This window comes from Pantoea sp. CFCC18177 (assembly GCF_059412425.1).
On the sequence record NZ_JBNBPL010000013.1, the window covers coordinates 1 to 14,099 of the forward strand.

Here is a 14,099-nt window from a genome sequence, read left to right on the forward strand (position 1 = left end):
GCATAGTGAGTCTCCTCTGCTATGCCAATTTATAACTGTTACCCATGTGCCCGGTCTAAAGTGTTACCTATGTGCCCGGTTTGCACCTTTATGCGCACCTGCAAATTCATCAACACAGTTCGAGGTGAACTTCGTGCTGCTCAATCACCTTCAGGACACTGGCCGGTGGGGTTTTATCGGTATACATATAGTCAATCAGGCTCATGCTGCCGAGGTTCACCATCGCATTACGACCAAACTTCGAGTGGTCGACAACCAGCATCACGCAACGCGAGTTTTCGATGATGGCGCGTTTGGTGCGGACTTCGTGGTAATCGAACTCCAGCAGCGAACCATCCATATCGATGCCGCTGATGCCCAGGATGCCGTAATCCAGGCGGAACTGGGAGATAAAATCGAGCGTGGCTTCCCCCATGATGCCACCATCGCGGGTACGGACTTCGCCACCCGCAATGATCACGCGGAAATCCGGCTTCGCCATCAACAAAATCGCGACATTCAGATTGTTGGTGACGATGCGCAGATTATTATGATTCAGCAACGCATGCGCTACCGCTTCCGGCGTGGTGCCGATATCAATAAACAGTGTCGCGCCATCCGGGATTTGGCTCGCCACGCGCTCAGCGATACGCGCTTTCTCTGCCGACCACATCATTTTGCGGTCTTGCCACGCCGTATTTTCGGAGCTGGAAGGTAGCGCCGCACCGCCATGATGGCGCTGAATTTTATTCTGATCGGCCAGATCGTTGAGATCGCGCCGGATAGTTTGCGGGCTCACCTCAAAGTGATCCACCAGCTCTTCCGTGCTGACATATCCCTGACGCCGGACCAGATCGATAATGGCGTCATGACGTTGCGTCTGCTTCACATCCCTCTCCTCGGCTTAACGCCGTTTTCTTCTTTGTTGTCTAACGACGCGCGATATTGCGCGTATCGACAAAGGCCATAGCAAGGCCCACCAGCAAACCAGTGACGTGGGCGGCATTGGCAATCGACAGGCCAAAGGCGCCGTACCAGCCAATAATCAGCCATACAATAGCGAAGCCCATCAAACCACGCTCCAGATAAATGCCACTTTCGGGATCGCGCTCGCCTCGCAACCAGCAATATCCCATCAGCGCGTAGACCACACCGGACAATCCGCCGAAGAGTACGCCGCTAAACTTGGCCTGCATCCAACCGCTTAAAAGCGCGGAAATGAGCATAATCACAAACAGCTTTCCGCTGCCAATGCGCTTCTCAACTGCACCACCGAGATACCACCACCACATCAGATTGAACAAGATGTGCAGCAGTGAGAAATGCAGCAACGCATGGCTAAACCAGCGCCAGACCTGGAAATACTGTGAGGAGTCGGCCGGCCACGCCAGCCAGTCGAGTGCCACATCATCACCCACAATCTGCATCATGATAAACACCGCCACACAGGCGATCATGATGGTCATGGTGAGCGGGCCTGCGCGTTCACGAATGTTCGCCCAGATGTTGCTGCGCTCATAGCGTAAGCCCGATTCGGTGCTGCCGGTGTGCCAACTGGCGGCCTGATAACGCGGATGGTTGGGATCGCGAACGAACTGCGCAAGTTCGTTTTCGACCAGCGAAAGCTGCGTTTCATCATCCAGCATAATCACATAGTGACTTTCGCGCTCAATGCGCAGCGTGACGCCACGCGTGGCCATGTAATCGACAAATGCCTGCGCCATACGAGGATGGTTAAATTGGGTAATGCGCATCGTGCGTACTCTCCTTCCTTTTAGAGATCGGCTCAGACGCTGCCTGTTGCAACCTGCGCCGGAAAGGCAGCACGCCACGCGTCAAAACCGCCATCAATGCTGTAGGTCGCGTTAAACCCTTGTCCTGAAAGGAATTGTGCTGCGCCTTTACTGCTGTTGCCGTGGTAGCACATCACCAGTACCGGCAAGTCGTGATTGGCCTGTGCAATAAAGTCAGCGAGGTTGTCGTTAGAAAGATGTAGCGAGCCCGTAGCATGGCCCATTGCAAAACTTTGCGGATCGCGGATGTCCACCAGCTGTGCGCCTTGTGCCAGGTGCTCGTTAGCCTGCTGAACCGTAATACATTCGAAGTTTTCCATGGTGTCTCTCATTAGGTCGTCACAATTAACGCCTAGTTTAACCTGAGAAGCCGCCGCGATAACCTGACAAAAGTTAAGGCTATGGATTTTTTTTCCTGCAGGAATGTTAGCTATATCACGCAAAAATGTTTTTATTGAGTTAAGCGCTGGCATCAATGTTGGTTTCCGATTATCATTACGCTCGAAAACGAACATTTTAGAACTATTCCGAACATCGGAGGAGATAACGTGGAAACCAAAGACCTGATCGTGATCGGCGGCGGCATTAACGGAGCCGGCATTGCAGTGGACGCTGCAGGACGCGGACTGTCAGTGCTGATGCTGGAGGCGCGGGATTTGGCCTGTGCTACCTCCTCCAATAGCTCAAAGTTGATTCACGGTGGCTTGCGCTATCTGGAACATTACGAATTCCGCCTGGTGGGCGAAGCGTTGGCTGAACGCGAAGTGCTGCTGAAAATGGCACCGCATATTGCCTTCCCTATGCGCTTCCGCTTGCCGCACCGTCCGCACCTGCGTCCGGCGTGGATGATCCGTCTGGGCCTGTTTATGTACGATCGCCTTGGCAAACGTACCACTTTACCCGGCAGTAAAGGTCTGCGTTTTGGCGCGGAATCGGCCCTTAAGCCTGAAATCACGCGCGGATTCGAATATTCGGACTGCTGGGTGGACGATGCGCGCATGGTGGTGCTCAATGCACAAGAAGTGGTGAAGCAGGGTGGTGAAGTCCGCACCCGTACCCGCGTCAACCGCGCATGGCGCGAAGGCGGCTTGTGGATGGTGGAAGCCGAAGATATCGATACTGGCAAAACCTTTACCTGGCGCGCCAAAGGCCTGGTTAACGCAGCCGGCCCATGGGTAAAACAGCTGTTTGACGACGGTCTGAAGTTGAAATCGCCGTATGGCATTCGCTTGATCAAAGGCAGCCACATTGTGGTGCCGCGCGTACACCGCGAAAAGCAGGCCTATATCCTGCAAAACGAAGATAACCGTATCGTGTTTGTGATTCCGTGGATGGATGAATTCTCCATCATCGGCACCACTGACGTGGAGTACAAAGGCGATCCGAAAGATGTGAAGATTGATGACAACGAAATCAGCTATCTGCTGAAGGTGTTCAACGGACACTTCAAACAGCAGTTGAGCAAAGAGGACATTGTCTGGACTTACTCTGGCGTGCGTCCGCTGTGCGATGACGAATCGGATTCGCCGCAGGCGATCACCCGTGATTACACGCTGGATGTGCATGACGACAACGGTCAGGCACCGCTGCTGTCCGTGTTTGGCGGCAAGCTGACCACCTACCGTAAGCTGGCCGAGCACGCGCTGGAAAAACTGGCCAAGTACTACCCGAATGCGGGTCCAGCCTGGACCAAAACGGCGGTGTTGCCGGGCGGTGATTTCTCCGGTTCACGTGAAGATTACGCCGCAGGTCTGCGTCGTCGTTATCCGTTTATAAGTGAAGGGATGGCGCGCCACTTCGCCCGGACTTACGGCAGCCGTACTGAAGTATTACTGGAAGGCGCAACCAGCCTGGCTGATCTGGGTGAGAACTTCGGCCATGAGTTTTACGAAGCCGAACTGCGTTACCTGGTGAAACACGAGTGGGTGCGCGAGTTGGATGATGCCATCTGGCGTCGTACCAAACAGGGCATGTGGTTGACGGAAGCAGAGCAGGCGCGCATTCGCGAATGGCTGGCGGCCAACGGTCAGAAACCGGCGCTGTCACTGGCATCGTAAGCTGAACTCAATTGAAAGGCCGCGATCCCTTCAGGAGAGCGGCCTTTTTTATGTGCCATTGCGCGATAAATCGCGCCGCTGCGGTTATGCACACACTGTAGCGGCGCAATTTATTGCGCGTTGTTGACCTTACAACCCGGTATTCTCACGGATATATTTACGCGCTTTGACCGCATATTCGAACGGGTTGGCCAGCGCCGGATCCTGTTCTGCTTCAACCACCATCCAGCCTTTGTAGCCGTAGTCGTCAAGGATTTTGAACACCGGTTTAAAATCAATCACACCATCGCCCGGTACGGTGAAGGTGCCTTTCTTCACGCCATCGAGGAACGAAAGCGACTTGGCACGCACTTCGGCCACCACGCTGTCACGCACGTCTTTCAGATGCACATGGAAAATACGTGGCAGATATTTGGTCAGCACATCCAGCATCACCTGCTGTGAGCCTTCGGAATAGTAGATGTGGCCGGTGTCATACAGCAGGCCCACGTTGTCATTGGTCGATTCCATAAAGCGATCGATTTCAGCAGGTGTCTGAATGCCAGTGCCCATATGGTGATGCAGCGTCAAACGCATACCTTTCTTCGCCGCGATCTCAGCCAGTTCGTTATAACCTTCTGCCGTCAGACGCCACTCTTCATCAGTAAAGATCGGCTTCTGTTCCAGCACCGCCAGCGTGGTGCCCTGAATGCTTTTGCTCTGCTCTGAGCAGCCAATTACGCGCGCGCCCATCGCATGCAGGAAGTTCATGTGATTAGTGAACTCGTCGATGGTTTTCGCCTTGTCACCGTTTGCGAAGAAGGTGCTGAACCACGCGTTGCAGATTTGGATGCCGCGAATATCCAGCATCGGTTTCAACACCGCCGGATCTTTTGGGTATTTACTGCCCACTTCACTGCCGGTGAAACCCGCCAATGCCATTTCGCTGACTGTCTGCTGGAAGGTGTTTTCGCTGCCCAGCTCTGGCATGTCATCGTTGGTCCAGCCGATTGGCGCAATCGCCAGTTTTACGTTGTCTTTGTTCATTGCAAATCCCTGATTCTTTGAGAGAAGAGTAAGCTCAATTACTTCGCGTAAAATGCCGGGCGTGGCGGCATGGCAACGGCCTCAATCGCACCGCTGTTCTGTGCTTTCAGGCAGGCATCTGCCGCAACAGAAGCGGCGAAACCATCCCAGGCTGAAGGGCCGGAAAGTTGACCCGCTTTCACATCATTGATGAATGCCTGCAGCTCAACGTCGTAAGCTTCGATAAAACGATCTTTCCAGTCGGTCAGCAGGGCATTACCGAGACGCGCGTTTTTGCGCGTTTGGATGGCAGAAGGCTCAGGCAGTTTGGCAATGCCCTCTTCGCCCACCACTTCACACTGAATGTCGTAGCCGTAAGCGCAGTTCACGAAGATCTCGACATCAATACGGATGCCTTTCTGCGTTTCAAACAGGACAATTTGTGGATCTTTCAGTTTGGCGTGTGATTTCGACGTGGTACGTGGGAAGACCACCTGAACGGTTTTGTAGTCGTCTTCTGTTAACCAGCGTAATACATCCAGCTCGTGGATCAGGGTATTGGTGATAGCCATGTCCGTGGTGTAATTCTCACCGACGCTCTGGTTACGGTGCGCACAGTGCAGCATCAGCGGCTCGCCGATTTCACCGTCGGTGATCACTTTCTTCAATGCACGGTAGCCCGCGTCGTAAGGACGCATAAAGCCCACCTGCACCAGACGCTTACCGTGTTTGATCTCAGCGTCAACGATGCGACGGCAACCTTCAGCGCTCAGCGCCAGCGGTTTCTCACAGAATACCGGTTTGCCTGCCGCGATCGCTGCCAGCGTAAACTCTTCATGTGTTGGATCCCATGAGGTGACCAACACCGCATCAACGTCAGGTGAGTTGATGACTTGGTGGCCATCCTGATACACCTCAGCGTCGATATTCAGACGTTGCAGCGCAGCACGCGCCCCTTCCACGTTGATATCTGAAACCGCCACCACTTTCGCGCCCTGCAATACGTTATTGCAGCGACGAATGTGTTCCTGGCCAATTGCACCGGTACCAATTACACCGAGTTTGAGCGTCATAGTTACACCTGTAGAGTCGGATATAGAGAGTAAAACAAGGCCGACGGACGCCGGCCTAAAGGGTATTAGTACTTACGTGCTTGTTGGATGTGCACGTTAAGCTTGTCTGCCACTTCCTGCGTACGCTCGGAGGTGGAGGTTTGCGCCACACCCACGTGCCACCAGCTGAAGTATTTGTGCACCATGGTTTTTGGCAGCACTTTGATGTCGAACAGCACTGAAACGGTTTGTTTCTGCGCATCAATCAAGGCGGCTTCTAACTGCGCCAGCGTGGTGATGCGATAGGTTTTGCAGCCGTAACCGCCCGCGATTGCGGCGAAGTCTACCGGGACAAAACCGCCATCCAGCTTGCCACCTTCCGGGTTACGGAAGCGGAACTCGGTGGTGAAGCTGTCCATGCCGTGTTCCATCTGCAGGTTGTTGATACAACCGTTGGTCATGTTATCCAGCAGCACCACGTTGATTTTTGCGCCTTCCTGGATCGAGGTCACCAGCTCGGAGTGCAACATCATGAAGGAGCCATCCCCCACCATCACGTAGACTTCACGCTGCGGCTGCGCCAGCTTCACGCCCAGTGCAGCGTTGACTTCATAACCCATGCACGAGTAGCCATACTCAACGTGGTACGAGTTGTAATCTTTGGTGCGCCACACGCGCTGCAGGTCGCCCGGCAGACTGCCCGCTGCCGCCACAATCACTGCATCCTTTGGGAGCTGCTCGTTTAAGGTGCCCAGCACGCTACTCTGCGTCAGCACCGACTGGGTCAGGCGCTCGAACTCAGCAAACAGCGCTTCACGGTCGGCGTGGTCGGCGATTTCAGGAATGAAATCATCCGTGTTATAAGTGGCGGCATACACACGCTGCGTTTCTTTCAACAGCTTGCTTTGCGCCTGGTCAATCTGACCGCCCCAATGGTTTTCGAAGCCTTTCAGACCACTTTCCAGCGCCGTCAGACCTTCGCGCGCATCGGCCAGCAGCTGCACCGCATCCAGTTTGTAGCTGTCAAAGTTGCTGACGTTGAGGTTTAGATAGCTCACCTCTGGATTCTGGAAAATCCATTTCGATGCCGTGGTGAAATCGGTGTAGCGCGTACCGATACCGATAACTAAGTCGGCCTCTTTCGCCAGCAGGTTAGCCGCCAGACAGCCGGTTTCACCCACTCCACCCACATTCAACGGATGATCAGACACGATGGTGCCTTTCCCCGCCTGCGTCTCTGCGAACGGAATGTTAAAGCGCTCGGCAAATTTCAGCAGCGCGTCACCCGCATCTGAATATTTCAGGCCACCACCGACAATAATCAGCGGCTTGTGCTTACGGGCAATTAACGCCAGCGCATCTTCCAACTGGGCAGCCGTCGGTAAGCGACGGTCCAGACGGTGTACGCGCTTCTGGAAGAAATATTCCGGGAAGTCCCAGGCTTCACCCTGTACATCCTGAGGCAAGGCGATGGTAACCGCGCCGGTTTCAGCAGGATCGGTCAGTACACGTAAGGCGTTGATACAGGCGGTCATCAGCTGTTCAGGACGACTGACGCGGTCCCAGTATTTGCTTACGGCACGGAAGGCGTCATTGGTGCTGATGCTAAGATCGTGACTCTGTTCAATCTGCTGCAACACCGGATCAGGCTGGCGCGTGGCAAACACATCGCCAGGCAGCAGCAGTAAAGGAATGCGGTTAGCCGTTGCGGTAGCGGCGGCGGTGATCATGTTCGCGGCACCCGGTCCTACCGATGAGGTACAGGCAATGATCTGACGACGCAGTGATTGCTTGGCAAAACCAATCGCCGCGTGGGCCATGCCCTGCTCATTTCGGCCCTGATGCACCACCAGATCGCCGCTGTCTTGCTCCAGCGCCTGTCCGAGTCCCAGCACATTGCCGTGACCGAAAATGGCGAAAACGCCTTTCACAAACTTGGTTTCAACGCCATCTACGTTCAGGTACTGATTATCAAGGAATTTCACCAGCGCCTGTGCCGTGGTAAGTCTGATTGTGCCCATATGCTTCTTCCTTTACATGCTGGTACCCAGGTGATGAGTACAACGCGGTTCGGGTTTCGCTGCCGTAAATGGCGCCCGCGGATAAGTGAAACGTGTGGCGATTATAAACAAATATTTTTTTCATTAAACACGATTACAGAAGAAACATTTCATTTTGCGATGGAGATCAAATTCAGCGATGAAACGTGGGATACGGGAGTAAAGATAAGGAAGAAAGTGGAACAGCATGCTGCCATTTAACCGGGATAACGAAATTTCATTTCACTTCAGTAGCTTCCTTTATTTCACGGCATTTTCCTGCGACCTGGCTCACAAGCCAGAGCATCCGTGAAACTCATGCTGTATGACCGACCGAGACAGCGCATCAATCAGAGTTTTACCTGGCTCACAAAATCGCGATGGATGTTTCATTTCATATTGTATTTGGAATTTTTATTCCTCATACTGCCACCAAAGCCAATAAGGCACCTTGAGAACCCGGAAGCATAGCGCTCGATGTAGGGTGGCCTCGCCCGCAGTGTCTGCTTATCACAGAAGGAAACAATAGGTATGAGTACACAACAGAAGCGGCTTGATGTGATTTGTATCGGACGCATCGCCGTCGACCTCTACGGTCAGCAAATCGGATCACGCCTGGAAGATATGACCAGCTTCAATAAGTATCTGGGCGGCTCCTCCGGCAACGTGGCATATGGCACCGCGATTCAGGGTCTGAAATCGGCGATGCTGGCGCGCGTAGGGGATGAACACAACGGCCGTTTTCTGCGTGAAGAACTGCAGCGTGTCGGTTGCAACACCGACGGGCTGATTACGGATAAAAACCGCCTGACCGGCCTGGTGATACTCGGTATTAAAGATGAAGACACCTTCCCGCTGATTTTCTACCGCGACAACTGCGCCGATATGGGCCTGGTGCCGGAAGACATTAATGAAGAATTTATCACCTCTTCTCGTGCCGTGGCCGTGACGGGTACGCATCTGTCACATCCTCAAACGCGTGCTGCGGTGCTGAAAGCGCTGGATATCGCCAAACGCAACGGGCTGCGTACCGCGCTGGATATTGATTACCGTCCAGTGCTGTGGGGGCTGACTTCACTGGGTGATGGCGAGACCCGTTTCGTTGAATCCGGTGAAGTGACCAAACAGCTGCAGGAAGTGCTGCACTATTTCGATTTGGTGGTCGGAACGGAAGAAGAGTTCCATATCGCGGGCGGCAGCACCGATACGCTGACGGCTCTGAAAAATGTGCGCAAGGCGAGCAAGGCGACGCTGGTGTGCAAACGCGGTCCGTTGGGTTGCGTGGTGTTTGAAGGCGATATTCCAGATAGCTGGGAACAGACCAGGCTGCAAACCGGCGTGCGTGTCGAAGTTCTGAACGTACTGGGTGCCGGTGATGCCTTTATGTCAGGCCTGCTGCGTGGCTGGCTGAACGACGAGAGTTGGGAGCAGGCTTGCCGCTACGCCAACGCATGTGGTGCCTTGGTGGTTTCACGCCATGGCTGCGCCCCAGCGATGCCAACCAAAGAAGAGCTGGACGATTTCCTTAGCCGCGATAAAGACGTGAAACGTCCCGATCTTGATGCGCGTCTGAACCATTTGCATCGCGTCACCACGCGTAAACAGCAGTGGCCAGAGCTGAATGTGTTCGCGTTCGACCACCGTAAGCAGTTGGCTGACATGGCCCGTGAAGCTGGCGTCAGTGAAGATCTCATTCCGCAACTGAAAGTGCTGCTGTTGCAGGCTGCGCAGGAAGCGGCAAACGAAGCCGGTTTGAATGAAAAGAGCGGTATTCTCGCGGATACCACTTACGGTCAGAAGGCGCTGAACGCGATTACCGGCAAAAACTGGTGGATTGGTCGCCCAATCGAACTGCCAAGCTCCCGCCCACTGCGTTTGGAGCACGGTAATATCGGTTCGCAGCTGGTCGATTGGCCGGCAGAACACGTGGTGAAATGTCTGGTGTTCTACCATCCACACGACAGTGCCGAACTGCGTAAAGAGCAGGATGAACTGGTGCTCGATGTGTGGAACGGCTGTAATAAGAGCGGCCACGAATTGTTGCTGGAAGTGATTCTGCCGGAGAGTAATCCCGACCGTAATGAATCTTACTATTACGATATGCTGAGCCACTTCTACAGCCTCGGGATTCAGCCAGACTGGTGGAAATTGCCGCCGCTGTCCGCGGAAAGCTGGCAGTCAATCAGCGGGCTGATCGAACAAAACGATCCCCACTGCCGCGGCATTTTGCTGCTCGGCCTCGACGCGCCGGAAGAGAAACTGAAAGCCGGTTTCGCCGCCGCCGCACAGGCACCGTGGGTGAAAGGCTTTGCGGTGGGTCGCACCATCTTTGGTCAACCTTCACGCCAGTGGCTGAACGGCGAATTGGATGACAAAGCGCTGATTGAAACCGTGAAAGGCAATTATCTGCGATTGATTGGCTACTGGCGCGCAGCTCGCGGCTGACAGGTTGTTATCTTGGTAGTGGCGCACCTTGGTGCGCCTGAAGGCGGCTGCAAAGCCGCCTCTTCTTTGGCTTCCCAACCTTCCCGTAATTAACCACCTTATTTTGTGAGGCATTTCATAAACCGATGAAATAAGCGTCACGAAAGCGTCAAACGAATGAAATTTTCCATCCATCTGGTACTATAGCGCTCATTATCCAGCCATATTTTCTTTTTTAGCGGGCCGAAGTAATGACCAATAATCCAACCCAATTAACCTTGTTACAGGACGATATCCGTCGTCGCTACGAGACGCTGAGTAAACGCCTGAAGCAAGTGGCTCGTTATATTCTTGATAACAGCAACAGTATCGCCTTCGACACCGTGGCTTCTATCGCGCAACAAGCTGATGTGCCGCCCTCCACGCTGATCCGCTTTGCCAATGCGTTTGGCTTCAGCGGCTTCAACGAAATGAAACAGGTTTTCCGTCAGCATCTGATGGAAGAGACCGTGAACTACACCGAGCGCGCACGCCTGTTCCGCCAGACAGCCACGGACGACAGCGCCAGCTCTCCTGAGAGCCCAGTTGAAATCCTTAACGTCTTCACCATGGTGAACAGCCAGGCATTGCAACAGTTGGCGATGCAGGTGAATCCTGACCAGCTGAATAAAGCCGTGAAGATGCTTAATGAAGCGGAAAACATCTACATTATTGGTCTGCGCCGTTCATTTAGCGTTGCATCTTATCTGGTGTATGCGTTGCGCCATCTGGAGCGCAGAGCCTTCCTGATTGACGGCCTCGGCGGCATGTTTACCGAGCAGTTGAGCATGGTGAACCCAAAAGACGTGGTGATTGCAATCAGCTACTCCCCGTATGCTCGTGAAGCGGTGGAATTAGTCGAGCTGGGTGCCAAACGTGGCGCACACCTCATCGCCATCACCGACAGCCAGGTGAGCCCGCTCGCCGCCTTCAGCGATGTGTGCTTTGTGGTGCGTGAAGCTCAGGTGGATGGCTTCCGTTCACAGGTTGCCTCTCTCTGCCTGGCGCAAACGCTGGCCGTCTCTTTAGCGCTGAATAACACCACTACCGGCGAGTGACTTAGCCGGGCGTGATGCATACAAAAGGGCAGCCATTTGGCTGCCCTTTTTACATCTGCGTCATACTGTGTCTGCCTGGTGCGCATCAATGCGCACCCACGGAAACGGCACAACGAGCAGGTTACTTGCTGCGCGGATACTGGTCGCTGTTCACCCAGGCGTGATCTTTCTCCCAGGTAAATTTCCACAGACGCACCGGACCGGCCATCACGTTCAGATAGTAGTTATCGTACCCCGCGATAGTGGCCACCGGGTGATAGCCACGCGGCACGGTCACGACATCGCGGTTATACGGCGCCATGCACTCATCGAGTGAACGGTCGTCGGTGTAAACGCGCTGCATGGCGAAGCCGGGTTCTGGATCGAAACGGTGATAATAGGTCTCTTCCAGATAGGTTTCGTCCGGGCTGGTTTTCTGGTCATGCTTATGGCTCGGGTACGAACTGGTCGCACCCTCGTCGGTATACACTTCCACCACCAGCAAACTATCGGCTTCTTTGTTGTCCGGCAGAATGTTGTGCACCAGGCGCTGGTTGCGCCCTTTGCCTCGATGCTCCACACCGACATCTTCCGGCGCAATCAAGCGCGCCGGTAGGTTACCCTTGCTCGGTGCATTACAGACAGCCAGCTCCAGATCGCTATCCGCGTAGACTTCCACTTCATCGTTGTGCGGCACGTAAACTGAGTAAGGCGGAATACGCTCGAACGGTGACAGACGTTTGCCGAGGTTCGGGAACTCCGCGTGACGGGTTTTCACCGACGCGAATCCGGCCACCAGCACCAGGCACAGCTCCTTATCGCCACTGCTCAGTTTCAGGCTTTGGCCCTTCTTCAGCAGATAGGCATCAAAACCGACGTACTCCCAGCCTGCACTTTCAGGCGTCACATGCTGAATACGACCGTTGCTGTCTGGCTGCTGCACTTTCGAAATCAGAGACATCCTCTTCCTCCTGTTTGCGCGAGATTAGCCCAGCGTTGGCATGCTGAACTCAGAAACCGTTTGCTGACCGCTCGGCCAACGCACAGTCGCCGTTTTCATGCGGGTGTAGAAGCGCACGCCATCTGGACCATGCACATTCAGGGCACCAAACACCGAACGTTTCCAGCCGCCGAAGCTGTGGAAGGCCATTGGCACCGGCACCGGTACGTTGACACCCACCATGCCCGCTTCCACGTTCTGGACGAATTCACGTGCAGTATGGCCGTTGCTGGTGAAGATCGCGCTGCCGTTACCGAATTCATGGCTATTCACCAGTTTCAGTGCGCTATCGAAATCCGTCGCACGCATGATGCTCAACACCGGTCCGAAGATCTCTTCGCGCCAGATCACCATGTCAGGCGTCACGTTATCAAACAGGGTACCGCCAACGTAGTAACCTTCTTCATGGCCAGCCACTTTGATACCACGGCCATCCACCACCAGTTTCGCGCCTTCAGCTTCACCTTTGTCGATGTAGCCCAGCACTTTCTTCTGGTGCGCCGCAGAAACCACCGGCCCCATTTCGTTCTCTTCAGCCCCTTTCTGGATGCCAGGACCCACGCGCAACGCTTTGATCAGCGGCGTTAAACGCGCGATCAGTTTGTCTGCAGTGTCGTTGCCTACGGCAACCACTACAGGCAACGCCATGCAGCGTTCGCCAGCTGAGCCAAACGCGCCGCCCATAATGGCATTCACGGTGGCATCCAGATCGGCATCTGGCATCACGATAGCGTGGTTTTTCGCCGCACCAAACGCCTGAACACGTTTGCCGTGGGCGCTGGCGGTTTTGTAGATGTGCTCAGCCACACCGGAAGAACCGACGAAGCTCACCGCTGCAATGCGCGGATCTTTGTACAGCTGTTCGGCATCTTCGTTGGAAGAGTGCACCACGTTGAACACGCCATCTGGCAGGCCCGCTTCTTTCAGCAGTTCCGCCATACGTACAGAGGCTGATGGGTCCAGCGCCGGTGGCTTCAGGATAAAGGTGTTACCGCAGGCCAGTGCGATAGGGAACATCCACAATGGCACCATTGCCGGGAAGTTGAATGGGGTGATACCGGCGACGACGCCCACCGGCTGCATCAGCGAGTAACTGTCAACGCCCGTTCCCACGCTTGGGGAGTTCTCACCTTTGATCAGGTGCGGAATACCGCAGGCAAACTCGATGACTTCGATACCGCGCGTCAGCTCGCCCAGCGCATCTGACCACACTTTTCCGTGCTCAGAGACAATCAGCGCAGCCAGCTCATCACGGTGTTTTTCCATCAACGCTTTGAAGTTGAACATCACGCGGGCACGACGCAGCGGCGCAGTTTTCGACCATTCAGGGAACGCAGCGTGAGCGATTTCAATCGCTTTTTCGACTTCAGCAGAGGTGCTCTGGGTGAGTTCACGCACTACTTTGCCGGTGGCCGGATCGTATACCGGAATAGTTTCATTGCTGGCGCTGTGGGTAATCTTGCCGCCGATAAAGTTTCCTACGATAGTCATGTCGTTGCCTCTTTGATGTGAAGTTCCCTGCAGGCAGTCGATTAACACCGCAACGCCACCTGATCAGGCAATACGAAAAGCGTGCTATGAAGCTATTACAATGAAATAAATTTTTCAAATACTTCTTTTTGGAAAATTTCCTTTTAGCGGCATGGATCGCATTTTTTCTCTCTACGCTGCCAT

Annotated in this window: 11 protein-coding genes; 3 read left to right on the top strand and 8 right to left on the bottom strand. The window is 54.3% G+C overall.

Annotation, left to right across the window (positions count from 1 at the left end):
• Positions 1–109 precede the first annotated feature (109 nt).
• From ACPUC8_RS14575 to glpE, 3 genes are read right to left on the bottom strand one after another with little or no spacing between them, the layout of a single operon-like run.
• Positions 110–868, bottom strand: coding sequence for a DeoR/GlpR family transcriptional regulator (locus ACPUC8_RS14575; protein WP_039328437.1), 759 nt, complete (start codon positions 866–868; stop codon positions 110–112).
• 40 nt (positions 869–908) lie between these two features.
• Positions 909–1,733 (bottom strand): rhomboid family intramembrane serine protease GlpG, encoded by an 825-nt coding sequence (glpG, locus tag ACPUC8_RS14580; RefSeq protein ID WP_039328435.1) that lies wholly within the window; start codon positions 1,731–1,733, stop codon positions 909–911.
• A 32-nt stretch (positions 1,734–1,765) separates the two neighbouring features.
• Positions 1,766–2,092, bottom strand: coding sequence for a thiosulfate sulfurtransferase GlpE (gene glpE / locus ACPUC8_RS14585; protein ID WP_039328433.1), 327 nt, complete (start codon positions 2,090–2,092; stop codon positions 1,766–1,768).
• Positions 2,093–2,320: 228 nt separating this feature from the next.
• Here glpE and glpD point away from each other — a divergent pair, with 228 nt between their 5' ends.
• The gene (gene glpD, locus ACPUC8_RS14590; RefSeq protein ID WP_039328431.1) at positions 2,321–3,829 is read left to right on the top strand and encodes a glycerol-3-phosphate dehydrogenase; all 1,509 of its coding nucleotides are present in this window, start codon (positions 2,321–2,323) and stop codon (positions 3,827–3,829) included.
• 129 nt (positions 3,830–3,958) lie between these two features.
• Here the strand turns inward: glpD and iolE are convergent, their stop codons facing one another.
• The 3 genes from iolE to iolD form a co-directional block, all read right to left on the bottom strand.
• Positions 3,959–4,855 carry a myo-inosose-2 dehydratase gene (gene iolE, locus ACPUC8_RS14595; protein ID WP_039328429.1) on the bottom strand — a complete coding sequence of 299 codons (897 nt, stop codon included), beginning with the start codon at positions 4,853–4,855 and terminating at the stop codon, positions 3,959–3,961.
• Positions 4,856–4,893: 38 nt separating this feature from the next.
• Positions 4,894–5,907 (bottom strand): bifunctional inositol 2-dehydrogenase/D-chiro-inositol 1-dehydrogenase, encoded by a 1,014-nt coding sequence (iolG, locus tag ACPUC8_RS14600; protein ID WP_039328427.1) that lies wholly within the window; start codon positions 5,905–5,907, stop codon positions 4,894–4,896.
• A gap of 65 nt (positions 5,908–5,972) precedes the next feature.
• Complete coding sequence (gene iolD, locus ACPUC8_RS14605) at positions 5,973–7,907, bottom strand: 3D-(3,5/4)-trihydroxycyclohexane-1,2-dione acylhydrolase (decyclizing) (RefSeq protein ID WP_494926655.1); 1,935 nt, start codon at positions 7,905–7,907, stop codon at positions 5,973–5,975.
• Between the two features lie 549 nt (positions 7,908–8,456).
• Here iolD and ACPUC8_RS14610 point away from each other — a divergent pair.
• Both ACPUC8_RS14610 and ACPUC8_RS14615 read left to right on the top strand, forming a co-directional pair.
• Positions 8,457–10,370 carry a bifunctional 5-dehydro-2-deoxygluconokinase/5-dehydro-2-deoxyphosphogluconate aldolase gene (locus ACPUC8_RS14610; protein WP_039328422.1) on the top strand — a complete coding sequence of 638 codons (1,914 nt, stop codon included), beginning with the start codon at positions 8,457–8,459 and terminating at the stop codon, positions 10,368–10,370.
• A gap of 230 nt (positions 10,371–10,600) precedes the next feature.
• Positions 10,601–11,446, top strand: coding sequence for a MurR/RpiR family transcriptional regulator (locus tag ACPUC8_RS14615; RefSeq protein WP_039328419.1), 846 nt, complete (start codon positions 10,601–10,603; stop codon positions 11,444–11,446).
• 121 nt (positions 11,447–11,567) lie between these two features.
• Here ACPUC8_RS14615 and iolB read toward each other — a convergent pair whose 3' ends face one another.
• Both iolB and ACPUC8_RS14625 read right to left on the bottom strand, forming a co-directional pair.
• Positions 11,568–12,386 (bottom strand): 5-deoxy-glucuronate isomerase, encoded by an 819-nt coding sequence (gene iolB, locus ACPUC8_RS14620; RefSeq protein ID WP_039328417.1) that lies wholly within the window; start codon positions 12,384–12,386, stop codon positions 11,568–11,570.
• A 24-nt stretch (positions 12,387–12,410) separates the two neighbouring features.
• Positions 12,411–13,916, bottom strand: a complete 1,506-nt coding sequence (locus tag ACPUC8_RS14625; RefSeq protein WP_039328415.1) for a CoA-acylating methylmalonate-semialdehyde dehydrogenase — start codon at positions 13,914–13,916, stop codon at positions 12,411–12,413.
• Between the last annotated feature and the right edge of the window lie 183 nt (positions 13,917–14,099).